The 24,955-nt window shown below is 58.4% G+C and carries 24 protein-coding genes and 1 pseudogene; 18 read left to right on the forward strand and 7 right to left on the reverse strand.

All coding sequences use genetic code 11. From position 1 onward, the window contains the following. Positions 1 to 251 precede the first annotated feature (251 nt). Genes traD through HX866_RS33175 form a run of 3 tightly spaced genes read left to right on the forward strand, consistent with a single transcriptional unit; the run spans position 252 to position 3,467 of the window. The gene (gene traD / locus HX866_RS33165; RefSeq protein ID WP_177141217.1) at positions 252 to 2,444 is read left to right on the forward strand and encodes a type IV conjugative transfer system coupling protein TraD; all 2,193 of its coding nucleotides are present in this window, start codon (positions 252 to 254) and stop codon (positions 2,442 to 2,444) included. Further along, positions 2,441 to 2,704: a hypothetical protein gene (locus HX866_RS33170; protein WP_256345062.1), complete on the forward strand. Its 264-nt coding sequence runs from the start codon at positions 2,441 to 2,443 to the stop codon at positions 2,702 to 2,704. Before traD ends, HX866_RS33170 begins: the two co-directional genes overlap by 4 nt. Positions 2,705 to 2,717: 13 nt before the next feature. After that, positions 2,718 to 3,467: a TIGR03747 family integrating conjugative element membrane protein gene (locus HX866_RS33175; protein ID WP_177141218.1), complete on the forward strand. Its 750-nt coding sequence runs from the start codon at positions 2,718 to 2,720 to the stop codon at positions 3,465 to 3,467. A 245-nt stretch (positions 3,468 to 3,712) separates the two neighbouring features. On the opposite strand, the gene HX866_RS33180 is transcribed toward HX866_RS33175, so the two are convergent. Further along, positions 3,713 to 4,405, reverse strand: a complete 693-nt coding sequence (locus HX866_RS33180; protein WP_177141219.1) for a hypothetical protein — start codon at positions 4,403 to 4,405, stop codon at positions 3,713 to 3,715. Between the two features lie 69 nt (positions 4,406 to 4,474). Continuing rightward, positions 4,475 to 5,029, reverse strand: coding sequence for a TolC family protein (locus HX866_RS33185; protein ID WP_371319311.1), 555 nt, complete (start codon positions 5,027 to 5,029; stop codon positions 4,475 to 4,477). Between the two features lie 137 nt (positions 5,030 to 5,166). On the opposite strand from HX866_RS33185, the gene HX866_RS33190 reads away from it, so the two are divergent. Further along, the gene (locus HX866_RS33190; RefSeq protein ID WP_177141220.1) at positions 5,167 to 5,358 is read left to right on the forward strand and encodes a hypothetical protein; all 192 of its coding nucleotides are present in this window, start codon (positions 5,167 to 5,169) and stop codon (positions 5,356 to 5,358) included. Between the two features lie 514 nt (positions 5,359 to 5,872). Here the strand turns inward: HX866_RS33190 and HX866_RS33195 are convergent. Beyond that, positions 5,873 to 6,091, reverse strand: coding sequence for a hypothetical protein (locus tag HX866_RS33195; RefSeq protein ID WP_177141221.1), 219 nt, complete (start codon positions 6,089 to 6,091; stop codon positions 5,873 to 5,875). Further along, positions 6,078 to 7,295, reverse strand: a complete 1,218-nt coding sequence (locus HX866_RS33200; RefSeq protein ID WP_177141222.1) for a GAF domain-containing protein — start codon at positions 7,293 to 7,295, stop codon at positions 6,078 to 6,080. Before HX866_RS33200 ends, HX866_RS33195 begins: the two co-directional genes overlap by 14 nt. A gap of 355 nt (positions 7,296 to 7,650) precedes the next feature. On the opposite strand from HX866_RS33200, the gene HX866_RS33205 reads away from it, so the two are divergent. The 14 genes from HX866_RS33205 to HX866_RS33270 all read left to right on the forward strand — a co-directional run bounded on the left by HX866_RS33205 (position 7,651) and on the right by HX866_RS33270 (position 22,174). Beyond that, the gene (locus HX866_RS33205; RefSeq protein WP_177141223.1) at positions 7,651 to 7,941 is read left to right on the forward strand and encodes an integrative conjugative element protein, RAQPRD family; all 291 of its coding nucleotides are present in this window, start codon (positions 7,651 to 7,653) and stop codon (positions 7,939 to 7,941) included. After that, positions 7,938 to 8,177 carry a TIGR03758 family integrating conjugative element protein gene (locus HX866_RS33210; RefSeq protein ID WP_177141224.1) on the forward strand — a complete coding sequence of 80 codons (240 nt, stop codon included), beginning with the start codon at positions 7,938 to 7,940 and terminating at the stop codon, positions 8,175 to 8,177. The genes HX866_RS33205 and HX866_RS33210 overlap by 4 nt, the downstream gene beginning before the upstream one ends. 35 nt (positions 8,178 to 8,212) lie before the next feature. Next, positions 8,213 to 8,590, forward strand: coding sequence for a TIGR03745 family integrating conjugative element membrane protein (locus HX866_RS33215; RefSeq protein ID WP_177141225.1), 378 nt, complete (start codon positions 8,213 to 8,215; stop codon positions 8,588 to 8,590). 13 nt (positions 8,591 to 8,603) lie between these two features. After that, positions 8,604 to 9,008, forward strand: coding sequence for a TIGR03750 family conjugal transfer protein (locus HX866_RS33220; protein ID WP_177141226.1), 405 nt, complete (start codon positions 8,604 to 8,606; stop codon positions 9,006 to 9,008). After that, a complete protein-coding gene (locus HX866_RS33225; RefSeq protein WP_177141227.1) occupies positions 9,005 to 9,682 on the forward strand; it encodes a PFL_4703 family integrating conjugative element protein in 678 nt (225 codons plus the stop codon). The genes HX866_RS33220 and HX866_RS33225 overlap by 4 nt, the downstream gene beginning before the upstream one ends. After that, positions 9,682 to 10,575: a TIGR03749 family integrating conjugative element protein gene (locus HX866_RS33230; protein WP_177141228.1), complete on the forward strand. Its 894-nt coding sequence runs from the start codon at positions 9,682 to 9,684 to the stop codon at positions 10,573 to 10,575. Before HX866_RS33225 ends, HX866_RS33230 begins: the two co-directional genes overlap by 1 nt. Then, positions 10,565 to 12,034, forward strand: a complete 1,470-nt coding sequence (locus HX866_RS33235) for a TIGR03752 family integrating conjugative element protein (RefSeq protein ID WP_177141229.1) — start codon at positions 10,565 to 10,567, stop codon at positions 12,032 to 12,034. The genes HX866_RS33230 and HX866_RS33235 overlap by 11 nt, the downstream gene beginning before the upstream one ends. Next, positions 12,015 to 12,431: a TIGR03751 family conjugal transfer lipoprotein gene (locus HX866_RS33240; RefSeq protein WP_177141230.1), complete on the forward strand. Its 417-nt coding sequence runs from the start codon at positions 12,015 to 12,017 to the stop codon at positions 12,429 to 12,431. Before HX866_RS33235 ends, HX866_RS33240 begins: the two co-directional genes overlap by 20 nt. Continuing rightward, positions 12,431 to 15,241 carry a conjugative transfer ATPase gene (locus HX866_RS33245; RefSeq protein ID WP_177141231.1) on the forward strand — a complete coding sequence of 937 codons (2,811 nt, stop codon included), beginning with the start codon at positions 12,431 to 12,433 and terminating at the stop codon, positions 15,239 to 15,241. Before HX866_RS33240 ends, HX866_RS33245 begins: the two co-directional genes overlap by 1 nt. 1,693 nt (positions 15,242 to 16,934) lie before the next feature. Continuing rightward, complete coding sequence (locus tag HX866_RS33250; RefSeq protein ID WP_177101031.1) at positions 16,935 to 17,381, forward strand: MarR family winged helix-turn-helix transcriptional regulator; 447 nt, start codon at positions 16,935 to 16,937, stop codon at positions 17,379 to 17,381. A gap of 283 nt (positions 17,382 to 17,664) precedes the next feature. Continuing rightward, positions 17,665 to 19,653: an FUSC family protein gene (locus tag HX866_RS33255; RefSeq protein WP_177141232.1), complete on the forward strand. Its 1,989-nt coding sequence runs from the start codon at positions 17,665 to 17,667 to the stop codon at positions 19,651 to 19,653. Beyond that, the gene (locus HX866_RS33260) at positions 19,646 to 19,846 is read left to right on the forward strand and encodes a DUF1656 domain-containing protein (protein ID WP_177101028.1); all 201 of its coding nucleotides are present in this window, start codon (positions 19,646 to 19,648) and stop codon (positions 19,844 to 19,846) included. The genes HX866_RS33255 and HX866_RS33260 overlap by 8 nt, the downstream gene beginning before the upstream one ends. A 22-nt stretch (positions 19,847 to 19,868) precedes the next feature. Beyond that, the gene (locus HX866_RS33265) at positions 19,869 to 20,753 is read left to right on the forward strand and encodes an efflux RND transporter periplasmic adaptor subunit (protein WP_177141233.1); all 885 of its coding nucleotides are present in this window, start codon (positions 19,869 to 19,871) and stop codon (positions 20,751 to 20,753) included. Further along, on the forward strand, positions 20,750 to 22,174 hold the full coding sequence (locus tag HX866_RS33270) for an efflux transporter outer membrane subunit (protein WP_177101024.1): 1,425 nt from the start codon (positions 20,750 to 20,752) through the stop codon (positions 22,172 to 22,174). The genes HX866_RS33265 and HX866_RS33270 overlap by 4 nt, the downstream gene beginning before the upstream one ends. Before the next feature lie 472 nt (positions 22,175 to 22,646). Here HX866_RS33270 and HX866_RS33275 read toward each other — a convergent pair whose 3' ends face one another. The 3 genes and pseudogenes from HX866_RS33275 to HX866_RS33285 form a co-directional block, all read right to left on the reverse strand. After that, positions 22,647 to 22,943 carry a LysR family transcriptional regulator gene (locus HX866_RS33275; RefSeq protein WP_177141234.1) on the reverse strand — a complete coding sequence of 99 codons (297 nt, stop codon included), beginning with the start codon at positions 22,941 to 22,943 and terminating at the stop codon, positions 22,647 to 22,649. Positions 22,944 to 23,039: 96 nt separating this feature from the next. Next, a complete protein-coding gene (locus HX866_RS33280; protein ID WP_177141235.1) occupies positions 23,040 to 23,501 on the reverse strand; it encodes a MaoC family dehydratase in 462 nt (153 codons plus the stop codon). Positions 23,502 to 23,695: 194 nt separating this feature from the next. Then, positions 23,696 to 24,850 (reverse strand): annotated as a pseudogene (locus tag HX866_RS33285) (malate:quinone oxidoreductase); the annotation flags it as partial. Between the last annotated feature and the right edge of the window lie 105 nt (positions 24,851 to 24,955).

Consider the following 24,955-nt stretch of genomic DNA (forward strand, 5'->3'; position numbering starts at 1 on the left):
ACCTAAATCAGTCCGACCCAGTCCAGTTTGTTTGCTGCATCCTGCTCTCTGATTTGCAATCGTGTGCTCCCCCTACATGAGGACACAAGGATGTTCAACTCACCTACTCGGCCCTTGGTGGCCATCGTTGCAACACGGGGGCTGCCGTTTCTGGTGCCCCAGACTTCGGGTTGCGTTTCGGTGCTGGGCTCGGGTGCCACGTGCTACCCGAAGCGGACCATCACCCTTGCCAACGTTGTCGAGGTTTCAGCATGAGTCAGTCCCATACCATTGAGGCCCTGCTGCGTCCCGCCGTGGAGCTCTACACCGTGGCGGTGTGCCTGATGGGAGCGTGCCTGAGCGTGTTTGCGCCCTGGTCGTTAGCCTTGACGCCACCGTTTGGTTTGGCGGCAGCAGCGTTCTTTCTGGTATTCGGCGGCATACGACTGCGCCAGGCGCTGGTGGTGCTGCGTTACCGGCGCAATATCCGCAGGCTTCCGCGCTATGTGATGACCAGCAAGGACGTCCCCGTCAGCAACCGACGCCTCTTCATCGGTATCGGCTTCAAGTGGGAGCAGCGGCACACCCAGCGGTTGATGCAGACCTATCGGCCGGAGTTTCGCCAGTACGTTGAGCCGACGCCATTGTTTCAGGCGGTTCGCCGCCTGGAAGAGCGCATGGAGTACGCGTTCTTTCCGCTGAACCTGCTGCCCAAAGCCACGGCTTGGGACAGTCCCCTCAACCCGGTGCGCCCGCTGCCGCCGGTGGGAGGTTCTCCCCGCCTCCACGGCGTTGAACCCAATGAAGTGGAAGTGTCGCTGCCGCTGGGTGAGCGTGTGGGTCATAGCCTGATCCTGGGCACGACCCGGGTGGGCAAAACCCGATTGGCAGAGCTGTTCATCATCCAAGACATTCGGCGCAAAAAACTCGTCAATGGAACCCCTGAGTTCGAGCCGGTATTCGTGTTTGACCCCAAAGGCGATGCGGACCTGCTCAAGCGCATGTACGTCGAGGCCAAGCGTGCGGGGCGCGAAGGTGAGTTTTATGTCTTCCACTTGGGATGGCCGGACTTCTCCGCCCGCTACAACGCCGTAGGGCGTTTCGGGCGCATCTCGGAGGTGGCCAGCCGCATCTCCGGACAGCTGTCGGGCGAAGGCAACAGTGCGGCCTTTCGGGAATTCGCCTGGCGCTTCGTCAACATCGTTGCGCGAGCGCTGGTGGAGCTGGGCATTCGTCCGGACTACCTCAAGATTCAGCAGCACGTGATCAACATCGATGCGTTGTTCATCGAGTACAGCGGCTACTACTTTGCCAAGCAGGACCCCAAGGCCTGGGAGGTGATTGTCACCATTGAGGGCAGCCTCAACGAGAAGAACACCCCCTACAACATGCGGGGCCGGCAAAAACGCGTCACCGCCATCGACCAGTACCTGTCTCAAACCCGGGTAGCTGATCCCGTCATGGACGGGCTGCGCTCGGCCGTGCGCTACGACAAGACCTACTTCGACAAGATCGTGGCCTCCCTCCTACCCCTGCTGGAGAAGCTCACCACCGGCCACATGGCGGAGTTGATCTCCCCCGACTACACCGACCTCAATGACCCTCGCCCCATCTTCGACTGGATGCAGGCCATCCGTAAGCGCGCGATCGTGTATGTGGGCCTTGATGCCTTGTCCGACCCCGAGGTCGCGGCAGCCGTGGGCAACTCGATGTTCTCCGACCTGGTGTCGGTGGCGGGCCATATCTACAAATTCGGGATTGATGGTGGGTTACCGGACGCTCGCCAGGACCAGAAGATCCCCATCAACCTTCACGCCGACGAGTTCAACGAGCTGATGGGCGATGAGTTCATCCCGATGATCAACAAGGGCGGCGGTGCGGGCATACAGGTGAGTGCCTATACGCAGACCGCCAGCGACATCGAGGCCAAGATCGGTAACCGCGCCAAGGCCGGTCAGGTGATCGGCAACTTCAACAACCTCTTCATGCTGCGGGTGCGGGAAACGGCCACCGCGGAGTTGCTGACCCAGCAGCTCCCGAAGGTCGATGTGTATTCGACCACGCTGGTAAGCGGCGCCACCGACAGCTCAGACCCGTCCGGCAACACCGACTTCACCAGCAACACCCAGGACCGGGTCAGTTCGACCAGCGTTCCGCTGATTGAGCCGGCGCATGTGGTGAGCCTTCCCAAGGGGCAGGCCTTTGCGCTGCTCGAAGGCGGGAATCTTTGGAAAATCCGTATGCCTCTCCCAGCGCCTGATCCTGATGAGGTCATGCCCAAAGACCTTCAAGCCCTGGCCGAACACATGCGCAAAAGCTACGTCGACGGCGGGGGCGAATGGTGGATCAGCAACGGTACGCGGGCACTGGATGAGGCACTGCCGGCGGACATGCTCGATGACATGGATCAGAACGGCGGGGCGATGACGACCTCCGTTGAAGACACCCAGGAGACAACAGAATGATGAAATGGCCCACACGGACAGCGCTGCGCTTCGTTCATCTGCGGGCGCCGACCGCGGTCATTCAGGCAATCTCTGGAGAGCTGCACCGCGTGTTGAAGGACGCGGAGTTGGGACTCCATGACGGCCCTGCCCTGTTTGATCAGATGCGCCAAGACGGTCTTCAGCCTCGTTGGATGAGCCGGAGCAGCATTCAAGTAGAGGACCCGATGGCTGGGCTGCTGATGGTGTGCTTTGAACACGTTGCGATGAGCATTCACTGAATGGAAGGGAACCATGGCAAGTACGACGGATACCGCCAAAAATCAGCAGCAGTACCGTGAAAAGAGTTGGCTCAGTAAGCTGTTGGGACTGCCCTTCACCCTCCTCGGCATCCTGCTGGTCTCGCTGTTCTTCAGTGTGATCACTGAGTGGGTCGGGTTGTATTGCTTCTGGCCCGAGGAAGGTTGGCACCACTCTCGCGACATGCTGAACAGTGAGCTGAGGTGGATCTCGGCGTCATTCACCCAGAGCCTGATGATCGAGCAGCCCGGGGAAACCGCACGTTGGTTGATCGGCCTGGCGTACGAATGGACCTTCGATAAGACCGGACTGATCGACTGGATCAACCGCTCGGCCGAGCAGGCTCGATTGAACAGTCATCAGGGTACGGGCTTGCAGTTCTACCTGGGGCAAGCCTACGTGCATGTCGAAGATTACGGTCTGGCCGCGGTGTATGCCGTGCTGACCTTTCTGGCACGGATCCTGATTTTGGTGCTGACACTGCCGTTGTTTGTGATGGCGATCTTCACGGGATTGGTGGACGGCCTGGTACGGCGGGATCTGCGGCGGTTTGGTGCCGGGCGGGAATCGGGGTTCATCTATCACCGGGCCAAGATGATGATCGTGCCGCTGCTGGTGGCGCCCTGGATCATCTACCCGGCGTTGCCGATGACGGTGAGCCCGGTGCTGGTGTTGCTGCCCAGTGCGGCGGCGTTGGGGGTGGTGGTCAGCATTTCAGCCGGCAGTTTCAAGAAATATCTGTGAAAAGAGGCCAGTGCTTCCTATCAAAAAATCACCCAGTCCCCCGGGTGAATCAAACAGGGATAGGCGTGAACTCGACCATGGGCGGTTGTCGAGATCCAGCGAAGGGGAGCCTACACATCGTCATTAGCAGCCATCATCCTGAGACCTTGCTTGCCCATCTGTCAGCCCCAACCGTATATCAGGGCCTTATTTCCGAGAGCATTTGCGAGGCCCCCAGGGCTGGATGCGGTGCTCGTTGTGCCATTTCAAGCTCCCGTTTTTTTAATAATCAAATACACGCCTGGACGGGATAACAAATATACCCATGCCGTTGAGTGTTGTCCCTGAGCCGCCCTCACAAGCAGGGCTAAGTGTGCGAGATAGCCTCTTGCGATATCTGGATAAGCAGAAAAATAACGATGACAGGCGGGAGTTCTTAATGAAAAAACAAGCCCTCCATCGGCTTCAATTTTACTCAAACGTTCCTGAGCTAATTTCTGCGCCTCGGCCTCCGGCAACGTCGATATAATCTGAACCTCTTTGATCACGACCGAGGTTTCATATTTCGCCGGGCAAGGTTGCGCCGACAAAATATCGTAGCGACCGTAGCCTTCAACTATATTTTTTGCGGCCGTCACATCAGGGGTATTGAGCAGTAAAAAATTTGCAATCGTCAGGTTATTGGTCAAGCAGAAATCGCTTATTTCTCGGCAAACGCTCAGGGCACGGACCTGTTCGTACAGAGGTTTATCGGGGTCGAGCTGAAGCGCTTTAAGGTACAAAACATCTTCTTGAAGCAAGGGGCTGGCAGAAGCGCTCAACCCTCCTTCTCCGCCGACAAGCTCCACAGCCCAACGAACTTTCCCAGCCTCTGAAAACAGCCAAACCAGATAACCGCAGGGTATCGCCAGTAAGAGCGCAATACAGAAACCTATGTAACGTTTTTTTACCCTCGTCACACTGCACCTCGGCAACCAAAGATAAAAAGCGTACCCACCCGCCTCAACCGGATTGAGCTAACAAGTCATTTATGACCTCAGATAACCGCTCACCAGCCCTTCGGCGACCAAGGCGGCATGCTCATCGGTGGCACGCAACGTCTCAAAGTAAGCCTCGACCGTTTTGAGAATGAGCGCCTGCTCCTTGGCCGACAGCTCCAGTGCTGCTTGTGCAGTACTCGCCTTGACAGCTTTGAGCCCAAACCAGAAAGGGGCATTGAAAATCGGCTGCTTGAGATTGGCCTGGACCGTGGTACCGCTGCTGGTTCGCGTTAGCTCGGGCTGGTCGCGATTCAGGTGCGTGGACTCGATCGTCGTCCCGGCGCTGATGGCCGGTAACAGGTTAGCCAGCGCTTGCGGAACCGCCTCTTGTTGCGCGGCAAAATCAGCACGCGCAGCAGCCAAGTCCGAGTTGTGCAGGACGGCCTGCCGATAGACCACCATCAACTCAGCTCGATCCGCCATCGGCGCAGCCAAAAGCAAGGAAGGTAAAAACCAGGTACACAGAAGAACGCCCTGAATGCGGCGCATAGACAAATCCATTTGATAAAGCAAAACGCAGTCCGTCGCAGAAAAATCAGCCACGCCCCTGATCGAGGGCGCAGACGGTAAGAGACGCTGCTGCGTAAAGCAAGACATCAACAGCAACACTCTCGCGCCCCTGATGTCATATCGAATGGAGGATTGAGGCCCCTTCAGTTCCTCGCCCTAGGGCAAGGCCCGTGCGTCCCGCCCTTATTCGCCGCAGGCTCGGTGCCATCAGCCGAATCCAGCGCCTGTACCTCAACGCGTTGATCCAGCGCCTGCAAGGCATTCTCAATGGCAACAGCTGGAAACAATTTCACAGCCCAACAAACCTGGCTGTGGCCACCAACGGGAACCTGGACGGCAGCGGATGGCGCTTGTGCCATTGAGCAAGCGTCGTTTCGATAGGCGTGGTGGTGAGCATTTCAGTCGGGAGCTTTAAGAAATACCTGAGAGCGCTGGAGCTTTGCGGTAACCCATCCCCCTTGGAGGTCGACTCCCTCGAACTCTTTAACAACCCGTTATGCCCGGTCAAGAAGCCCGGGCAAACCACGCACGGGATCATCGGCCTGGCATACGAATGGAGCGTTTAGGAAACCGGTCTGATCCACTGGACCGTCCAATCAGCCGAACAGTCTCAACTGAAAAGCAGCCTGAGCACCGGGTTGCCAACGCTGCCGTTGATCGTGGTCTTCGCGGGATTGATTGACGGCCTTGTGCGACGGAATGTGGGCCGCTTTGGCGCAGGGAGGGGCTGCTAAGCGAAGCGGGTGATCGTGCTGGTGCGGGTCGCACCCTGGTTCATGTGTTGGGTGCGGTGAGTATCTTGACCGGGCGCGTCAAGAAATAGCGGAAGAAACCATCACGAGACCGCCACAACAACCGCTCGGCCAATGGAAAACATCAAGACTCATCCCGACTTCGCCGATGAGTCTCGACAGACTCCACGAAGGAGTAGATATGAACGCGAGAGGGTGCAATATTAACCTCTTCGCCATGCAGGACCTTTCTCGACAGCTCTGACATTTCGAGGCTTAAGGCTTCAACCCTTTCAAACGAAGAGTCTTCATCCGCCTCAGAGAAGCCTTCCATGGAGTATTCAAACACTTCACTGATGTTCATATAAACCTCGCTTCTCATCTTCGGAAGCCTTAGATCTTGATGCCAAGAGTAGCATTTTTGCCAATTGATAGCAAACGGGCTCAAGCAATGTAACAAATTGCTCACTCCTGCTCTCATTCAGCAGAATTTCTTTGTTATTTCTATAAATATTCAAGACCGCAAATAATTTACCGTCCAGCCTGATCGGTATCGCAAGAATCGACTGCGCCTCATGCCGTTCACGATAATAATCATAAATTTTTTCCCGATACTGCCTATTGACCAGGCCATTCAGATCGTCAATGGAGTCAAGCCACGCTTTCATGGTTCGACTGGTGTCCCCCATGTACTGAGCTTCGCCCGTGGCCATCACTTCGGGCGCACCGGGCAAGTTCGGATGATTATTGGGGTTTACCGCCTCGCCCGGATGGCGAAACGTATACGGAAAGCAGATGGGCCTTATCTCTGAATCCGGCTCATCCCCCTCTTTGGCTGAGGACGTTGAATATCGATTGTCGGCCAATATCAAGACCCCATCACACCGATCGATAAGGGAGTCCGCGTTCTGATTATGCAGAAAGAAATTAGACTTCATGACCACATCCGTCATGCTGACGCCAGGCTTTCCGACGGCATGTTTACGAAGCGACGAGGCCGAAATGGACAGCATAACGTTCGACTTATACACCATTGATTTATTTTCTTGGGACACCCCGTCCCAAGACCTTGCCAGGCTCAACACCGTATTCATCAAAATGCGAACGCGCTTACTGATCTCGTCAAAAGAAACGCTCTGAGCGGCCAACTGGGCCTTGGTCATACTTCTTAACTGCCCCGCATTTTTGATTGAAGTTGCATACAGGGCCAAAAATGATTTAGGCGGCATGCTGGTTAGCCGACGCTCCATTTCCAGGCTTTGCTTTTCTAACTGCCGCTCTTTGACTTTCGCGTATTGAGCGAGCCCCAGCTCCCTAAACATGACGCAGAAAACGGCCACCACAGAAACCAGCAACGATAACGTCAATTCGTAGAGCTTCGTCTCTGCACCGGAGAATAAAAGATAGTCTATTTGAGCCACTATCTTTGAGCTGTAAATCGAGATCAACGCCGCGCCCATCACACTCAGCAACGCAATCATGAGCGCACCGACGCCCCCACTCAAAAAGCGGCAAAAACTCTCAAAAAATGAGCGCATCCGAAGTTTAAACGTGACGCAATATTTCACTCCACCCTCCTCCACACCATTTCTTATCATTTTTTTAAGTCATCGCGGCAAGCAGCAAGTATTACTGCCCCTCTGATGATCGCCAAGTCTACGGAACAAATTGATACACATATCTCCTCTGCCTGGCGCACTACAGCACCTATCAAAGTGGGAGCCCATTCACAGTTGCACAGGGACTCCATGTTTCAATTTCGCTCTGATGCAAAGCAGTGCTCAGGTCCTGAAAAAAACCTATTCGACCCAGTCCAGTTTTATGGCTGTCACCCGCTTCGTCTTTCGGCATGCTGGTTGAACCTTCTTCGAACGGACCGAACCCATGCCTTACCCCATTCCCCCCCTTCGATGTATCGCGTTAGTGGCGAGCCTCACCGTCCCCGTGGCGATAGCAGAACCCACGGCCCACGAACGTACCCACCTGAGCCTGGTGCTGCGCCAACTGGAAGCTGCCTCGCAGTTGGCGGCGTCTGGAGCGACCCTTCCGGTGGCTGACGCCTCACGTTATGCCTTCGACTACGCCCGTCTCTCGGCCGACCTGGTGCAAGTGCGTCAGGGCATCGAGGGCTACCTCAGCCCTGCCCGCGCACAGCCCCGTACGCCGCCCGCGCTCACCGGTCACTACACCCGGGCCGGCAAGGGGTCGCCATGAGCATGAGCCCCTCGCAGCGAGTGGCCTTTCAGGCCATGGGCGGCTTTACCCCGCAACAAAGCACCACCTTCCTGATCGGCCTGGTCCTGGCCTGCACCCTGATCTTCGCGGCCTGGGCCCTGGCCACCGGTTACCGGGGATGGGCCACCGGCCAATTGTCCCACGCGAAGTTCACCGGCCTGACGGTCAAGGTCACGCTGATCTACATCCTGCTCACGTTTCTGTTGCTGCACTGATTGCGCCACCCCACCGACTGCCATGGAGGCACCTGATGAACCTTACTTTTCGTACGCTGCGCACGACCCTCAACACCCTCACCTGCCAGCTTTCGCTGCGCGTGCTCACCTTTTGCGTCTGGTTTTCCTCGGGCGCCTTCGCCGCGCTCCCGGAGATGGAGGCGCCGAGTCGCGGTGACAGCGAGGGCATCATCCCGACGCTGCAAAACTACGGGTTCGACATTGTCGCCCTGGTGGCGCTGATCATCGCCGCCGCCGCGTTCTGTGGGGTGGCCTACCACGCCTACACCACCTTCTCCGAGGTGCAAAACGGCAAGAAAACCTGGGGCCAATTCGGGTTGACCTGCGGCGTAGGCGCGATGTTGCTGGTGATCATCATCTGGCTGCTGACCAAAGGCACGGGCGTGCTGTAAGGGAGGCCCATCGATGACCTACGACGCTGAACAACCATTGCCCGACGGCACGATCCGCTTCCTGCCCTCACGCCTCAATCACCAACCGGTCATTGTGCTCGGGCTCACGGCCGATGAACTGTGGATCACCGTCGCCCTCTCTGCGCTGGCCGGGGCTTGCTTGGGCATCGGGGTGGCGGTGATGTTCCAGAGCCTGGCCCTGGCCCCGACCACACTGGTGCTGTGCCTGGGGCTGGGCTTGCTGGTGGGCGGCAAGCTGCTGCGCCGCCACAAGCGCGGCAAGCCTGAAACCTGGCTGTACCGGCACTTGCAATGCACCCTTGCCCGGCGCTGGCCCGTCCTCACCGCCTGGACAGGCGGCGCGGACCTGGTCCTGCGCTCCGGTCGGTGGAGCACGCGCCGGAGCCGGCAACCATGAGCCGGTTCAAGAACGAAGTCACCCGACTTCAATCTCACATCACGTCCCTGCGGGGCGGGTGCGGGTTGCTGGTCGGGGTGGCGCTGCTCATGGGACTGGGCTGGTGGGACGCGCCCCGCACTCTGACCATCCACGTCCCGCCGGATTTACGCTCCGGCAGCACCCGCAAGTGGTGGGAGGTCCCGCCGGAGTCGGTGTACACCTTTGGGTTCTACCTCTTTCAGCAACTCAATCGCTGGCCCGCCGACGGTGAAAAGGACTACCCACGGGCCATCCAGAAACTCTCGGCGTACCTGACGCCCAGCTGCAAGTCAGAGTTGGAGAGTGACTTTCGCAAGCGCCAGGTCGCCGGCGAGTTGCGCCACCGCACTCGAGGCGTCTTCGAGATCCCTGAGCGCGGTTACGGCGATGCTCCCGAGCTCCGGGTCCAAACCCAGGGCCGGGACCGCTGGCGGGTGACCCTGGACCTGACCGCGGAGGAGTTTCATGGCTCGGAACGGGTCAAGCAGGCTTTTGTGCGTTACCCCCTCAAGGTGGTGCGCCTGGACGTGGACCCGGAGAAAAACCCCTTTGGTCTGGCCCTGGACTGCTTCGACACCCCGCCACAGCGCCTCACCCTGACCACCGCCCCCTCCTCAAACAGCCCCCCCTCATCCATGGAAGGACCTCAGTAATGCGCCGATTGAACATCGCTTTACCGCTCTTGCTGGGCTGCACCGCCGCCCAGGCCGTCGAGCTCATGACCTGGGAGCGGCTGCCCCTGGCCATCCCGCTGCAGGTTGACCAGGAGCGCATCCTCTTTATCGACCAGAACGTCAGGGTCGGTGTGCCGCGCTCACTGGGCGACACGCTGCGTATCCAGAGCACGGGGGGCACGCTGTACCTGCGGGCCAGCGCCCCGATTGAACCCACCCGCCTGCACCTGCAAGACGTCCACACCGGTGAAATCATCCTGATCGACATCGCCGCCACCGACGCCCAGGGGCAGCCCGCGCTGGAGCCGGTGAAAATCGTCAGAGGGGTCCACACGCCCAAGCGCTATGGCGAGGGGCCTGAAACGGCCGGCGAGACGGTGCCGGCGGATGGCTCGACCTCCGAGCCGTCCCCCATGGACACGCCGCCCAGAGAAACGCCCCTGCCCGTGGTCCTGACCCGTTATGCAGCCCAGAACCTCTATGCCCCCTTGCGCACCGTCGAGCCCCTGCCCGGGGTGGTACCGATCAAGCGCCAGCGCGACCTGGACCTCACCGGCCTGATGCCCACCCAACCCGTGACCGCCCACCTGCTGGGGGCCTGGCAGTTGGACGACCACACCGTCAGCGCCGTCAAACTGCACAACACCGCCTCAACCGCCTTGCACCTGGACCCACGGGCGCTGCAAGGCGACTTTGCCAGCGCGGCCTTTCAGCACCCGGGGCTGGGGCCCAACGGCCAGGCCACGGACACCACCGTGGTCTACCTCGTGACGCGGGGCCGGGGGTTGGCCGCGTCGGTGTCACCGACCCTCAGCCAGCGGGGTCCTGGCGCTCATCGCCCAGACGCCGTGGGAGGTGCCCATGCGCAGTAATGGTTTGCTGAAGTGGTTGCTGCTGCCGCTGGTTTTTCTGGTTTTTCTGGGGCTCTTCAAGGCCTGCTCCAAGCGCGATGTCCCGGCTGCGCCACAACCTGCCGAACATCGCCTGACGCGCGAAGAAATGGAGCAACTGGGCATCGACGGCGACACCCCCAAGGACACGGTCGCCACCCTGGTGGCCCAAACCAAAGCCCTGCGCGGAGAGCTGAAAAACCTGCTCGCTGAAAACAAGGACCAGCACAAAGAAAACGAGCGCCTGCGCCGCCGTGACGGCGAGATCGATCAGCGCATCCAGAAAGCCCTGAGCACCGAGATCGAAAAGTCGCAGCAGAACGATCCGCCGCGCCTCAGCCCGCAACAAACCCAGAGCCTGCTCGAGGACCTCAAGCAGCAGTTCTCGACGCAGCTCCTGGGTCAGGCTCACGCCGACCTGCCGATCGGTCTGGGACTGAAACCCGGCGACGGCGACCAGTTTGCTCAAAGCGACAGTGAGCTGATCTGGACCGAGCCCCAGGATGCCACGGCGGTGGATGCCAAGGGCAAGCCCCTGCCCGCAGGCGCCAGTAAGCCGGGCAGTGGGTTCAGTTTCCCGAGCGCCTTTGAGGACACGGTTCATCAAGGCCAGCGGGCCCTCAAAGCCAACACCGGCGCCATCGGCCGTCACATCAAAACCCCTGAAGACCAGGCCGTCGCCAAGCCCGTCTACACCCTGCCGGAGAACAGCACCCTCACCGGCTCCATCGCCATGACGGCCCTGATCGGCCGGGTGCCGGTGGACGGTGCGGTGAACGACCCCTACCCCTTCAAGGTGCTGATCGGCGCCGACAACCTTACCGCCAATGGCATTGATTTACCGGACGTGGCGGGTGCGGTGATCAGTGGTACCGCGGCCGGGGACTGGACGCTCTCCTGCGTGCGAGGGCAGATCGTCAGCCTGACCTTTGTGTTCAACGACGGGCGTATCCGCACGCTCCCCACCCCGCAGAAACTGACCCGCCGCGCAAGCAGCAGTCAGAGCAGCGCCGCGCAGTTGAACAACATCCAGGGCGGTATCGGCTGGCTCAGCGATCCCCATGGCGTGCCGTGCATTGCCGGTGAGCGGCGCTCCAACGCCCAGCAGTACTTGGGCACCAAAAGCCTGCTCACCGCCGCCGGCGCCGGCATGGCCAAGTTGCTCGAAGCCGACAAGGCCGACGCCAGTACCGTGCTCACCCCGGGCGGAGCAGCCATAGCCGCCGGTCCTTCCGCCCTCAACACCATTCTTTCCGGGGGCGTCAAAGACATCGGCGACTGGGTGAACAAACTCTACGGTCAGGCGTTTGCGGCGGTCTATGTGCCGCCCGGTGCGGCCGTGGCCGTGCACCTGGACCGGCAACTGGAGATTGACTACGAAACCCTCGGCCGCCAGGTGCGGCACACCGCTGGAGGTGCCCATGCATCCGCACTCGATTAAAGCCCTGTCCCTGCTGCTGAGCGCGTTGCTCACCAGTGGCTGCGTGACGGACAAGGAGCACCTGCTGCCGCATGGCCCTCAGACCATGGTGGATATCTGGGACGGCAATACCCAACAGATGGCCAGCCACAGGGTTGAGCGTCCTCTCCAGGCAGTGCGTTCGCAGTTGCGCCGGCCTGCGGCGGACGCGGTCGACGATCCACTGAGCTACGCCCGCACGGCCCAGAACGAGATCTACAGCCAGTTCAAACGCCTGCCCAACCCGGACCTGGTGCTGTACGTCTTCCCGCACCTGGCAGGGTCCGACCCGGTCCCAGTGCCCGGCTACAGCACGGTCTTTCCCTTCTATCAGCGAGTGCAGTACGCCCTGCCCGGTGAACGGACGGAGGACTTCTGATGCCCAATGCCCACCCAGAAAATGCCCACCCCGATCCGTGGGAACAACACGTCGAACACCTGGCAGCCCACGGAATACCGGAACCGGGCGCCTACCCGCGATCGCGCCGACGCCCCGCCACCCAGGCCGATGAACAGACGCTGTACACCGTCACCCCCAGCTTCACCGACCTGCTGCCCTGGGTCGAGTACCTGCCCGACGCTCAGTCCCTGCTGCTGGAGGACGGCGAGTCGGTGGCAGCGTTTTTCGAGCTGACGCCCATTGGCACTGAAGGCCGTGAAGCGAGCTGGCTGCGCACCGTGCGTGATGCCCTGGAAAACGCCCTGCAAGACAGCTTTGAGGAGTGCGAAGACCAGCCCTGGGTGTTGCAGCTCTACGCCCAGGATGAAACCGACTGGGACGCTTACCTGCACACCCTGCGCGAGTACGTGCAGCCTCGCGCCCAGGGCACGGCGTTCACCGAGCACTACCTGCACCTGTTTGCTCAGCACCTGGAGGCCCTGTCCAAACCCGGGGGACTGTTTGAGGACACGGTGGTGACCCAACTGCCCTGGCGTGGCCAGCGCCGTAAAGTCCGGTTGGTGGTCTACCGGCGCTGCCAGGGCACGGTGGCCCGCCGGGGGCAGTCCCCCGAACAGGCCCTCAACAGTGTCTGTGATCGCCTGATCGGCGGGCTCGGCAATGCCGGTGTCAAAAGCCAGCGCATGACCGGGGCACAGATTCATAGCTGGCTGCTGCGTTGGTTCAATCCCCACCCGCGCGTGCTGGGCGACACCCCGGCCGACCGCGAGCGGTTCTATCAACTGGCGGCCTACCCCAAAGGCCCCTCAGGGGATGAACTGGAGTTGGCCAGCGGCACTGACTTCGCGCAGCGCCTGTTCTTCGAGCAACCGCGCTCGGACCTGGAACACGGCCTCTGGTATTTCGACGAGCAACCCCATCGCGTGGTGGTGCTCGACCGCCTGCGCACAGCACCCGTCACCGGCCACCTGACCGGGGAAACGCCCAAGGGCGGCGATGCCATCAATGCCCTCTTCGACCAGATGCCGGAAGACACGGTGCTTTGCATCACGCTGGTGATCACGCCCCAGGACAGGCTGGAGGCGCACCTCAATCACCTGGCCAGAAAGTCCGTCGGCGACACGCTGGCCTCCGAGCAGACGCGTGAGGATGTGCACCAGGCACGCTCGCACATCGGCAGTGCCCACAAGCTGTACCGAGGCGCCGTGGCCTTCTACCTGCGCGGTCAGGGTGTCGAGGACCTGGACCGTCGTACCCTGCAGTTGCACAACGTGATGCTCAATGCCGGCCTTCAACCGGTGCGCGATGAGCACGAAGTGGCGCCCCTCAACAGCTACCTGCGCTGGTTGCCCTGTGTGTTCAACCCGGGAATGCGTGACAGTCAGTGGTACACGCCGTTGATGTTCGCGCAGCACGTGGCCAACCTGGCCCCGGTCTGGGGGCGCAGTGAAGGCACAGGGCATCCTGGGTTCACGTTCTTCAACCGGGGGGGCGGTCCGCTGACCTTCGACCCGCTGAACCGCCTTGACCGGCAGATGAACGCCCACCTGTTTCTGTTTGGGCCCACAGGCGCCGGTAAATCGGCCACCCTCAACAACTTGCTCAATCAGGTCACCGCCCTGTACCGGCCACGTGTGTTCATTGCCGAGGCTGGCAACAGCTTTGGGTTGTTTGCCGATTTTGCCAAGCGCCTGGGGCTGACGGTCAATCGGGTCAAGTTGGCGCCCGGCTCGGGGGTGAGTCTGGCGCCCTTCGCCGACGCCTATCGATTGGTCGACACGCCCGGCCAGGTCATGACCTTGGACGCCGAGGCCCTGGAGGACACGGGCCTCACAGAAGACGATGAGCGCGATGTCCTGGGTGAGCTGGAGATCACTGCACGCCTGATGATCACCGGCGGCGAGGACAAGGAAGAGCAGCGCCTGACCCGGGCGGATCGGAGCCTGATTCGTCAGTGCATCCTCAACGCCGCGCACACCTGTGTGAGCCAGCACCGAACCGTGCTGACCCAGGACGTGCGCGACGCCCTGCGAGACATGGGCAATGACCCTACCTTGCCGGAACCGAGGCGTCTGCGGTTGCTGGAAATGGCCGATGCCCTGGATATGTTCTGCCAGGGGGCCGAGGGGGAGTTGTTCAACCGGGACGGCACGCCTTGGCCGGAGGCGGATATCACGCTGGTGGATCTGGCCACGTACGCCCGGGAGGGCTACAACGCCCAGCTCTCGATTGCGTACATCTCACTGATCAACACCGTGAACAATATCGCCGAGCGCGATCAGATGCTGGGGCGCCCGATCATCAATGTGACCGACGAAGGCCACATCATCACCAAGAACCCCTTGCTGTCGCCGTACATCGTGAAGATCACCAAGATGTGGCGAAAGCTGGGGGCCTGGTTTTGGCTGGCCACCCAGAACATCGATGACTTGCCCAAGGCCGCGGAACCCATGCTCAACATGATCGAGTGGTGGATCTGCCTCAGCATGCCGCCGGATGAGGTGGAGAAGATCGCCCGGTTCAGGGCCCTCACGCAGGCTCAGAAGACGTTGATGCTGTCGGCCCGGAAGGAATCCGGGAAATTCACGGAGGGGGTGATTTTGTCCAAGTCGATGGAAGTGCTGTTTCGGGCCGTGCCGCCGAGTCTGTACCTGGCCATGGCCATGACGGAACCGGAGGAAAAAGCTGAGCGGTTCGAGTTGATGAAGACGCACGGGATCAGTGAGCTGGAGGCGGCGATGGAGGTGGCGCAGCGGATTGATCGCAAGCGTGGCATCAGGGACGAGTAAAATCACGTGCGGTTTGCGCCTTCGATTGCACGCAGCCTTTAGGTTCTATTGATTGGAGGGGTCCACAGTTTGGGGACGTTGGAAACGACGATAGCAATGAAATTCAGTTGAATTACATGAAATCGACTTTGGAGAGGGAAACGAGACGAATCCCCGCGCCGGATCTCCTTGAAAACCTTGGGGTTGCGTGAATCCCGTGGGTTTCGACGTGCTCAATTTTGTACTCATGAGTGGTGACTGGCAACCCTTGTAGGGTGGGAACGTTCCACTCATCAGCCGGACTGGGGAGCCAAAGCGTGACAGGACCAGAGTCCCATTGAGGCCCGCCGGGCCTGATAAGGTGAAGCACTTCCAGAATCGACTGGCAGCCGACTATCCGGACCATGCAGTTAGGTCGCTGATGTCGTTCAACATGCACCACCATTGCCCCTGTTGTCCCGCATAGACCGACTCCTTCAACGGGTCGCGGTAGGGACGGCAGTTACCTGCCGCCCCCCCCCCCCCCGCACAGATCCGTACGTGCAGAACTACCGCATACGGCTCCTGCCTCGGGTATGTGACGCGAAGCGATCTTCAGGGTAAGGATATGCATTTCTGGGTCTAGGTATATAGAGGCCAGCAAGGCGTCCGTAGCGTGACCATTGAAGCCGGTTACGCTGGCTGCGACGTTTGAGGGCTTGCCGCCATAGACGGCAGACCGCAAGACGAAAACCACCAAGACGCATCAGGTTTCCCGGCACCGCGTGGTAATTGAAGTAACCACTCACCACCCGAGTGAGCCATTGCCCTTGAACCCGGATGGGTTCATGACGTCGGCGCTTCAGTTCATCCCGAATAGCCAGCAATGTCGCACGCACTCGCTTCTTGACCGTCAGTCGCAGTATTTGAAAATCACCGGTTCTGTTGGTACTACAACAGTGCGTGAAGCCCAGGAAGTCAAACGTCTCCGGTTTACCTAACTCTCGCTTCCGACGATTTCTCGCAGCAAGCCTACTCACCCCACCAGGTCATTTAGTCGAGGGATAGTGAACGGACTGTAAACTCCGTCCTTACCAAAGGTATCGAGTAAGACTCGGAGGCATCGAACTGCCACTTTCAGCATCCAGACGCTTCTCGATGTTCCTCCAAAGCACCGCGAGCCATCGGCTTGTATGCGGATGGCTGTGGTTACACTCAGCGTAACGGGCCTGGGGAACACACCTACCGAGTCCCGCCAAATAAGGGCGATGGTGCAGATGCTTACGCCCGGAGAGAAGAAAACTCACCGTGCTTGTGTCTGGTCTTATTGCACCACGCCGTTTTCGGCGCTCAAGGCCGTGGTCTATGACTTCAGAGCATGCGCGTGCCGAGCCTCTGAACCCGGTGACTGGTTTAGCGCGTCGGCAAGCGCCCTCTTCTGCTCGATCGAGAAGCGATCTGCAGGAATGTGAGCGTTGAACACTGGCATATGCATCTCCTTGATTTGATGTCGAATCCACTTGCTTAAGGCATTTAAGCGTATATACTCATAAAAATCACGACATCAAGACTTGCGATCCGACTGACCAGGAGCAGATTTGTCATACACACGGCTACCCACTCGGCTCACTCATGGCTTTTTAGATAGCAAGCCATGGCCGCGGATTGAACTGCGTAACATTTCGATGGATCTAGCGCCCGCTCTTACCTGTAACTCATTGGTTCAGGGAGTTTGATGATGCCGCACGATCTAGACGGCGTATGCAACTGCTTGGCCGCGCGCAAGGCGGCACGGTACCTCACCGCTTTTTATGACAAAGCGCTGGCACCTACAGGAATACGCATTACGCAGTTTACGATATTGCACAAGCTACAGCGGCTTGGGCTTATGGGAGTCAATCAGTTAGCGGCAGCTATGGCCATGGACCGCACGACGCTCGCCGCAAACCTTAAGCCTCTCGATCGCGAAGGTTTTTTACGTTTGACAGTAAACCCTGAAGATAGGCGCGCTAGGCTAATCAAGATCACTGTAAAGGGCGAAAAGCAACTGGAGCAGTGCCTGCCTCTTTGGAGCGAGGCGCAAACACATTTCGAAGAGCAGTATGGTGCTGAGAAAGCAAAAAACGCCCGCGAACTGCTCACAGAAGTGCTCTTGACAGGTCTTGACCCTTGGGCTGAGTAATATTTAAATCAAAATAGGAGCATATACTCCAATTAAAAATCCCGGGCAAACAATACCGCGCATTTCGCAGCATTGAAGGCTGCTTTGCTAACGCCATCGCCCACGCCGAGAAGAACCTCGATCTCTGGAGTAACAAGGTCGCAACGGTGATCTCCGACCGGTTTGTGCCTTTACCCGCCCTGTTGGTGAGTACAGAACTCGCACATTTTGTGTTGAATCTGGAGCACTAGATCGCCATCGCTCGTTATCGACCACTCCAAATGACGGCCCCCGCGAGACCGCAATGAACAAACGTAGCCTGATATTCGGTTTCAACTGCTATGTGGCATCACTCGCCGCATTACTGGTCGCCTTCAGCTTTGATCTGCCCAACCCCTGGTGGGCCGTCATCACCGTATTCCTCACCAGCCAGCCCTCCATTGAGGGCGCTATCTGGGCGAAAGCACTCTTTCGGGTGGGCGGAACTATGATCGGCCTCGTAGCAGCGCTACTCATTATCCCGAATCTAGTGGATGCACCAGAACTGATGCTGATTGCGCTAGCCACTTGGCTTGCCCTTTGCGTATTTACCTCCTTACAGGACCGTACGCCGAGAAGCTACCTTCCTTTACTAGCGGGCTACGGCGCTATCCTGGTTGGCCTCCCCGTTATAGATAATCCTGCCAATATCTTCACCACAGCTGTAGCGCGCACCGAAGAAATCCTGATCGGTGTCCTTTGCGCGTCTATCGTACATGCGTTGATGTTCCCTCGCAGTGTGCACGCAGTGCTCCGTACCAAGGTTGACGACAGTATGGCGGTGGCGCGCATAGCGATCCTCAAAGTACTGCGGGGCGAAGCAACGAGCACCGATGAAGCTGAGCGCCTACATTTCGCTTCGTCTACAATCGATATCGCGCTGCAGGCATCGGTGCTCGGTTTCGAACCGCCTCGCGGGCAGAGCCGCGCTCGGGTCGCCAAGGCACTTTCCGAACGATTGGCAGCGCTGCTTCCACTGATCTGCGCGGTCGACGACAGAAAACACGCCCTTAGTACACACCGCCCCTCCGCCCCTGCGCGCGGCGTCCTCGCGGCGACCGTGCACTGGATGGAAAATGATGACTTCAGCCCCGAGTCTTTTCATGCATTAGTCAACGAACTACGGACTGCGTTACCCGCAGCAGCGTCTGAGAGTGCTTGGCCGGAACTGGTCGAGATCAGCCTCGTCGAGCGAGTGTGCGGGCTCGTTGAGGTATGGCATGAATGCATGCAACTCGCGGCAGCACTGGCCCAGCCCAACCAATCATTAAGCCCAACAGTTCGACGACTCACTGCTACAACGCCTGTACTCAGCCTACATATCGACCAAGGCATCGCCCTATGGTCGGCATTCAATGCAGCGCTCGCCGTACTGGTATTTGGTGGCCTTGCAATGCTCATCCAATGGCCCCCTGCAACTGTCGGTATCGGCATCGCTGCCGTACTCACTTCGCTATTCGCCTCGCTGGATGACCCAACACCTCTCATGCAGAAGATGCTGACCTGGACCCTCATTTCCATTCCTGTCGGCGCGATTTACGTATTTGCCATCCTTCCCGCCATTGATGGATTCGTTCTACTCGCCATTGTGCTGTTTCCTGTCATTGCCATTCCAGCGGCACTGATGACTGTACCCCGCCATGCACTTCGCGCTCTGTCACTGCTGTTGGTGACCACCACGGTTATCGGCATCCAATCGGCCTACCATGCCGACCTCGAAGCATTCGCCAATCTGTCTATCTCCGCATCACTCGGAACAGCGATTGCCCTAGTCTTGACCCGGATCATTCGTGTGATCGAGACACAGTTCGTCGCCCGACGCATTGTCCGCGCCGGCTGGCATGACCTTAAGCGCCTCACAAGACGAAATCCCTCAAGCATTATCCCATTCGCTATGCGCATGCTCGACCGCGTCGGTCTCTTGCTTCCCCGTTTACCACCAGCATCGCAGGTGGCAGCGAACAGCCTTCGAGAGTTACGCATCGGCGTCAGTCTCAATGAGTTGATGTCCATTGCCCCGCTCATAGACAGTGATGGTGGGCATCATCTAGCCAACTTGAGAAAGGAGCTTGGGATGCACTTCGACTCCCTTGCACGCCATCCTGAATCTATCCCTCCCCCCCCTCTGACCAAAGCCATTGATGCCCTGCGCCCGACAGTGCTTGGCATATCCCCATACCGCCAAAGACTGCGAGCAATTGCAGCCTGGGTCGGACTTCGTAGCGCCTTTCTGCCGGGTAATGAGCATGAATGAAGACTGGAACATCGATGGGGTCTTTCTACACAGCGCTCTAGTGGCCGCACTTTTGGCGGCATTTCTGCATTTCACAGTGCGCTGGCTCCTTGCCCGTACCCATGCGTATGCATGGATGTGGCATCCAGGCTTGGCCGACATTGCCATCTTCGTGATCCTCTGGGCTGGGGTAGTCGCTGTATCTCCACAATGAAGTTAATTTACAGGAGCACCTAATGAGCGTGAGTTGGCAAAGTGTCGTCCGCGTGCTAGTCACCACTACACTGGTTGTAGCCTCCTGCGGGGCAGGATACTTCCTCTGGCAATACTACAAGGTCGACCCGTGGACTAGGGACGGACGTATTCGCGCTGACACTCTCCAGGTGGCACCGGACGTCACAGGGCTTATTACCTCCGTACTTGTGCGGGACAACCAAAGAGTGAAACGGGGAGAGTTGTTGTTCGTCATTGACCGTCCACGCTTTGCCTTGGCCCAGGAACAGGCTGCGGCCAACCTGAGTCAAACCGACGTTCAGCTTGACCAGGCTCGACGGGAGTATGATCGAAACCGCAGGCTGGGCGATGTTGTCAGCAACGAGATCCGCGAACAGAGTCGTATGAAGGTTGACTCGTTGACCGCCAGCCGCCGCCAGTCACAGGCCGCACTCGATGTGGCCGAACTGAACCTCGCTCGCACAGAGGTGCGCGCACCAACCGATGGCATCGTGTCCAACATCGAACTGCTGCCTGGTGATTATGCTACGGCAGGTCATCCACTCTTTGCCCTGATCGACACTGCCTCCCTACGTGTTGAGGGTTACTTCGAAGAGACCAAAATCGGACGCATCCACGTCGGCGATGCAGTCGAGGTAATCCTCATGGGAGACTCACGCGTCATTCGCGGACGGGTCGAGAGCATCTCCGGCGGCATTGAAGACCGAGACACCGTCAACAGTCCGCGCCTACTCGCAAGCGTAAACCCAACGTTCAACTGGGTTCGCCTCGCCCAGCGCATCCCAGTTCGCGTTGCTCTGGAACAAATGCCACCGGATCTACTGCCGATTGCCGGGCGCACAGCCACGGTCCGTATCCTTCCGCATGAAAGGACGGAACACCCATGAGACACTGGTCGTCCTTTTTCCACGCATCGGCCTTTCTTGCTATCTCAGCATGTACCCCCCTGACGCCCGACTACAAGAGGCCAACCGATGCGACCATTAATCGACCTGAGGTACAAGGTGCATTCGCCAGTAATATTGGCGACACTGTCACTACCTCCCCCCCTATCGACCAATGGTGGCTGCTTTATCGAAACACGGAACTCACAAACCTTGTGGAGAAAGCACTTTCGGTCAATACAGATGTGCGTGTAGCCATAGCCAACCTTGCGCGTGCCAATGCCGGACTCGACGTAGCGCGTGATGCCCAAATGCCCCAACTCGGCCTTCAGGCAGCGCCGGCGTACGGGCGAAACTCGGCAGAAGAAAAACTCACCAAGGGCCCTCTTTCCAACCAGCGCACTTACTCAATAAGCGCATCGGTCTCTTATCAGGTCGACCTTTTCGGCCAGGTTAGCCGCTCCATTGAGTCAGCAGCAGCCCGCAGCGACGCTGCGCGTGCAGCCGTCGCCGCAACTCGCATGACAGTCGCAGCACAAACAGCACAGAGTTTTATAAGCGCCTGCACATCAGGGCGCGAATTAAGTGTTGCCCAGCGTGCCATCGACATTCAGTCGCAAGCCACACGCCTAGCCGAGCGTCAGCACTCGGACGGACGCGTTAGCTCCCTCGATGTGACTCGCTCGACCACCCAAGAAGAACAACTGCGTGCAATACTTCCTGGATTAGAGGCGCGCCGACAAGAAGCGCTTTACCGACTAGCAGTCCTTACCGGGCTCCCGCCAACCGACTTTCCGCGCAACTTGGCCCACTGTGTCCAGGAGCCCTCTCTCGCCGCGCCCATTCCGACTGGCGACGGTCGTACCTTACTCGCGCGTCGGCCAGACGTTGCGCGTGCGGAAGCCGAATTGCACGCGGCCACCGCTGATCTGGGCGTGGCCACAGCCGACTTGTACCCACGAATTTCCCTAGGTGTTTCTGGCGGATCAGTCGGCCTAATGAACAACTTTCTTTCCGACGATACCTACAAGTTTTCCATCGGCCCTCTCATAAGTTGGCAGTTCCCCAACCGGGGCCGGGCGAAGGCTCAGGTTGAAGGTGCACAAGCGAGCATAGATGCAGCCTATGCACGATTCGACGGGACAGTGCTGGCAGCGCTGCAGGAGGTGGAAATCGCATTGAACGCCTATCGCCGAGACATTGAACGGCTCGCCCCTCTCATGGCGGCAAACCAGAGCGCCGCCAAAGCCTCTAATGATACGCGGCGCCTTTACTCTGAGGGCCGGGAAGGCTTTCTGAGTGTCCTCGACGCGGACCGGAGCCTGCTTGCAATTGAGCAGAATGTCGCAGCACAACAGACAGTAATTGCTAGCGACCAGATCCAGCTCTTCCTTGCTCTAGGGGGAGGATGGAGAGCCCCTTAAGCTAAACTAAAGCCAGGCAATTGCTCGAAACGAATACCAAAGTAGCAGGCCACGAAATCGGGCAGACTTTGACTCATGGTGGGTCAGTTTTCAACCGGCGTTGACATGCATCACAGTGAAGTGAACAGAAGCTCTGCGCCAATGACTGCCGAGTGATAGGGTGCAGCAACGCCCTGAACTGCGCGCCCTTTCTCCTTTGGGCTGCCTCACGCACACCTTCAAGCTCCATCGACGCGCTACTGATCCGGCTCAGTGTCCGGGCCGCGGGAGGGGGGAGGCATGTCGAAGTGGGCACCATTTTAATCTTGTTAAGCGGACAGCCTAATGCGATTAGCTGAAAATTGTGAATGGTGAAATCGGACGTTTTAAGTTGCAGCGCGAATTCAAAATGTAAAGGGAACATCATATCCAACCGTGACACTGATTGCGTATGGAGCGTCCTTTTCGAGCAATCATTGCTACGATTATTCAGCTAATCTAGTGCGGAGGGCGACGCGCCCTTAATCACCTTTTCTATCCGACGTATTGCCGGGGTAAGCGAGTAGGCTACGTTGTGTGCTTTTTCAGTGGGCGTAACACCAAATCGGTTACGTACGAACAGCGGATCGCCGAAGTGTACTCGTAACCGTTTTAGGGCTCCGCTAATGGCGGGCTGGCCGACTCCCAGCTTGAAGGCCGCGCGAGTCAGACTTTGCTCCTGGTATATCACCAAGAAAGTCACCATCAGGTTCAAATCGATCGCGGCTAACACTTCTACATTAATTGGCATGAGGTGTGGACTCCTAGCATGCATGCCACCGAAACACTTCAAACTCCAAAAAGGTAACAATCTTTAGGAAAAATATTGGGGTCGCAAGGGGTATGTTTAGCCACTCTTTCGGAAAACAATCAACTTACCGATTGATCGTTGGCACTCTTCGCCCTTCTGATTCAGCGTTCTACTCTCGAGAGTGACAACTCCCCTGTCTGGTTTCGACCTCGATGATTTGACCTCAAGTACGGTGCTGACCACATGTAAAATATCATCCGGACGGGTGGGGCGCGGCCAAGAGAGCTCGCTGCCTGCACCAATGATACCGCCAACAAAAGGGACGCTATCGACCAACAATTTCATGGTGATTGCAGCTGTATGCCAACCGCTGGCTGCAAGGCCTTGGAAAAATGTTTCAGCTGCAGCATCAGCATCCAGGTGGAATGGTTGCGGATCAAACTGCTGAGCGAAGGTGCGTATCTGCGTTTCATCAAGGTGATATTCGTTGCTACGGAACGTATCACCAGGGGAAATGTCGTCAAGATAGAGCTTTCGAATAGAAAGGTCAGAGTGCATAAAATTTCTCCTTTCGATTTGCGGACTCCCCCCCCCAAAGATGGGGCGAGTTCTGTTAGTAAAAAAGATAGAGATCAAGAATCGTCCACAACATCACCACCTTCAAACAATCCGAGGGACGCTCCTCGCCCAGCCTTAGCCGATTCGCCAATGCGAGTGGGTGGCGACATCACTCGCTCAACGATGCGATTTCTTTACAGCGCCATATCACTAGCCGATTTGTTTTCGCTTGGCTCGGCAGGTGCGGCTTGAGGCTTAACTATCTGACTGATCACCGGTGGAGTGGTCAGTTCCAAGACCTTGGCAGTGTAGTCCCATTCCTTCTGAACGCTTTCAGGGCTGTTGTTCAACTGAGTACCGTAGCTTGGAATGATCTGGTGAAGCTTTTCCTGCCAGGCAGGCGTCGAGACCTGATCCTTGAAGACCTTTTCCAGCACGGACAGCATGATCGGCGCAGCGGTGGATGCACCTGGCGACGCCCCCAAGAGACCGGCGATGCTGTTGTCCTTGGCGGTGACCACCTCGGTGCCGAGTTTAAGGACGCCGCCCTTCTCTTCGTCACGCTTGATGATCTGCACGCGCTGACCGGCTTGCCATAGGCGCCAGTCTTCTTTCTTCGCTTCTGGGAAGTACTCTTTCAACGCGTTGAAGCGGTCGTCATCCGACATCATCAACTGACCGGCCAGGTACTCGACCAGTGGGTACTGCTCAATCCCGACGCGGGTCATCGGCCAGACGTTGTGGGTGGTGGTGCTGGTCAGCAGGTCAAAGTACGAACCGTTCTTCAGGAACTTGGTGGAGAAGGTTGCGAATGGCCCGAACAGGATCACGCGTTTACCATCCAGCACACGGGTGTCTAGGTGCGGAACCGACATGGGTGGTGCGCCGGTCGAAGCGATACCGTAGGCCTTGGCCATGTGCTTGAGGGCGATATCCTGGTTATCGGTGACCAGAAACGAACCTCCGACCGGGAAGGCCGCGTAGTCGCTGGCTTCAGGAATGCCGGATTTCTGCAACAGGTGCAGCGCACCGCCGCCGGCACCGATAAACACGAACTTGGCGTCGGCTACGGTTTCGCTGCCATCCCTCAGATTCTTGTAGGTGACGCGCCAAGAGCCATCTTCGTTGCGCTTGATGTCCTGGACTTCGCTGGACAGCTTGAGTTTGAAGTTCGGTTGCTGTTGCAGATGAGCGACGTACTGACGGGTAATCTCGCCGAAGTTCACGTCTGTGCCGATAGGGGTCCAGGTGGCCGCGATCTTCTGCTTAGGATCACGCCCTTCCATCATCAGCGGGACCCACTTCTTGATCTGGTCCTGATCTTCGGTGTACTGCATGCCTTGGAACAATGTAGTGGTCTAATGAAACCGGACACCCATTTAGGCGAGAATGCTCGCCAGATCGAGGTGTCAGATGACCAAACAACGCCGTTCCTTTTCTGCTGAATTCAAACG

Source organism: Pseudomonas gingeri, assembly GCF_013386165.1.
Lineage (GTDB): Bacteria > Pseudomonadota > Gammaproteobacteria > Pseudomonadales > Pseudomonadaceae > Aquipseudomonas > Aquipseudomonas gingeri_C.

Bases quoted from the DNA above. Each gene is read 5' to 3' on its own strand.
- HX866_RS33175 (WP_177141218.1), top strand. From the start codon at position 2,718: ATGGCAAGTACGACGGATACCGCCAAAAATCAGCAGCAGTACCGTGAA.
- traD (WP_177141217.1), top strand. From the start codon at position 252: ATGAGTCAGTCCCATACCATTGAGGCCCTGCTGCGTCCCGCCGTGGAG.
- HX866_RS33170 (WP_256345062.1), top strand. From the start codon at position 2,441: ATGATGAAATGGCCCACACGGACAGCGCTGCGCTTCGTTCATCTGCGG.
- HX866_RS33195 (WP_177141221.1), bottom strand. From the start codon at position 6,091: ATGAACATCAGTGAAGTGTTTGAATACTCCATGGAAGGCTTCTCTGAG.
- HX866_RS33265 (WP_177141233.1), top strand. From the start codon at position 19,869: ATGAGCGTGAGTTGGCAAAGTGTCGTCCGCGTGCTAGTCACCACTACA.
- HX866_RS33220 (WP_177141226.1), top strand. From the start codon at position 8,604: ATGACCTACGACGCTGAACAACCATTGCCCGACGGCACGATCCGCTTC.
- HX866_RS33240 (WP_177141230.1), top strand. From the start codon at position 12,015: ATGCATCCGCACTCGATTAAAGCCCTGTCCCTGCTGCTGAGCGCGTTG.
- HX866_RS33210 (WP_177141224.1), top strand. From the start codon at position 7,938: ATGAGCATGAGCCCCTCGCAGCGAGTGGCCTTTCAGGCCATGGGCGGC.
- HX866_RS33280 (WP_177141235.1), bottom strand. From the start codon at position 23,501: ATGCACTCTGACCTTTCTATTCGAAAGCTCTATCTTGACGACATTTCC.
- HX866_RS33275 (WP_177141234.1), bottom strand. From the start codon at position 22,943: ATGCCAATTAATGTAGAAGTGTTAGCCGCGATCGATTTGAACCTGATG.
- HX866_RS33260 (WP_177101028.1), top strand. From the start codon at position 19,646: ATGAATGAAGACTGGAACATCGATGGGGTCTTTCTACACAGCGCTCTA.
- HX866_RS33235 (WP_177141229.1), top strand. From the start codon at position 10,565: ATGCGCAGTAATGGTTTGCTGAAGTGGTTGCTGCTGCCGCTGGTTTTT.
- HX866_RS33245 (WP_177141231.1), top strand. From the start codon at position 12,431: ATGCCCAATGCCCACCCAGAAAATGCCCACCCCGATCCGTGGGAACAA.
- HX866_RS33230 (WP_177141228.1), top strand. From the start codon at position 9,682: ATGCGCCGATTGAACATCGCTTTACCGCTCTTGCTGGGCTGCACCGCC.
- HX866_RS33255 (WP_177141232.1), top strand. From the start codon at position 17,665: ATGAACAAACGTAGCCTGATATTCGGTTTCAACTGCTATGTGGCATCA.
- HX866_RS33225 (WP_177141227.1), top strand. From the start codon at position 9,005: ATGAGCCGGTTCAAGAACGAAGTCACCCGACTTCAATCTCACATCACG.
- HX866_RS33215 (WP_177141225.1), top strand. From the start codon at position 8,213: ATGAACCTTACTTTTCGTACGCTGCGCACGACCCTCAACACCCTCACC.
- HX866_RS33270 (WP_177101024.1), top strand. From the start codon at position 20,750: ATGAGACACTGGTCGTCCTTTTTCCACGCATCGGCCTTTCTTGCTATC.
- HX866_RS33250 (WP_177101031.1), top strand. From the start codon at position 16,935: ATGATGCCGCACGATCTAGACGGCGTATGCAACTGCTTGGCCGCGCGC.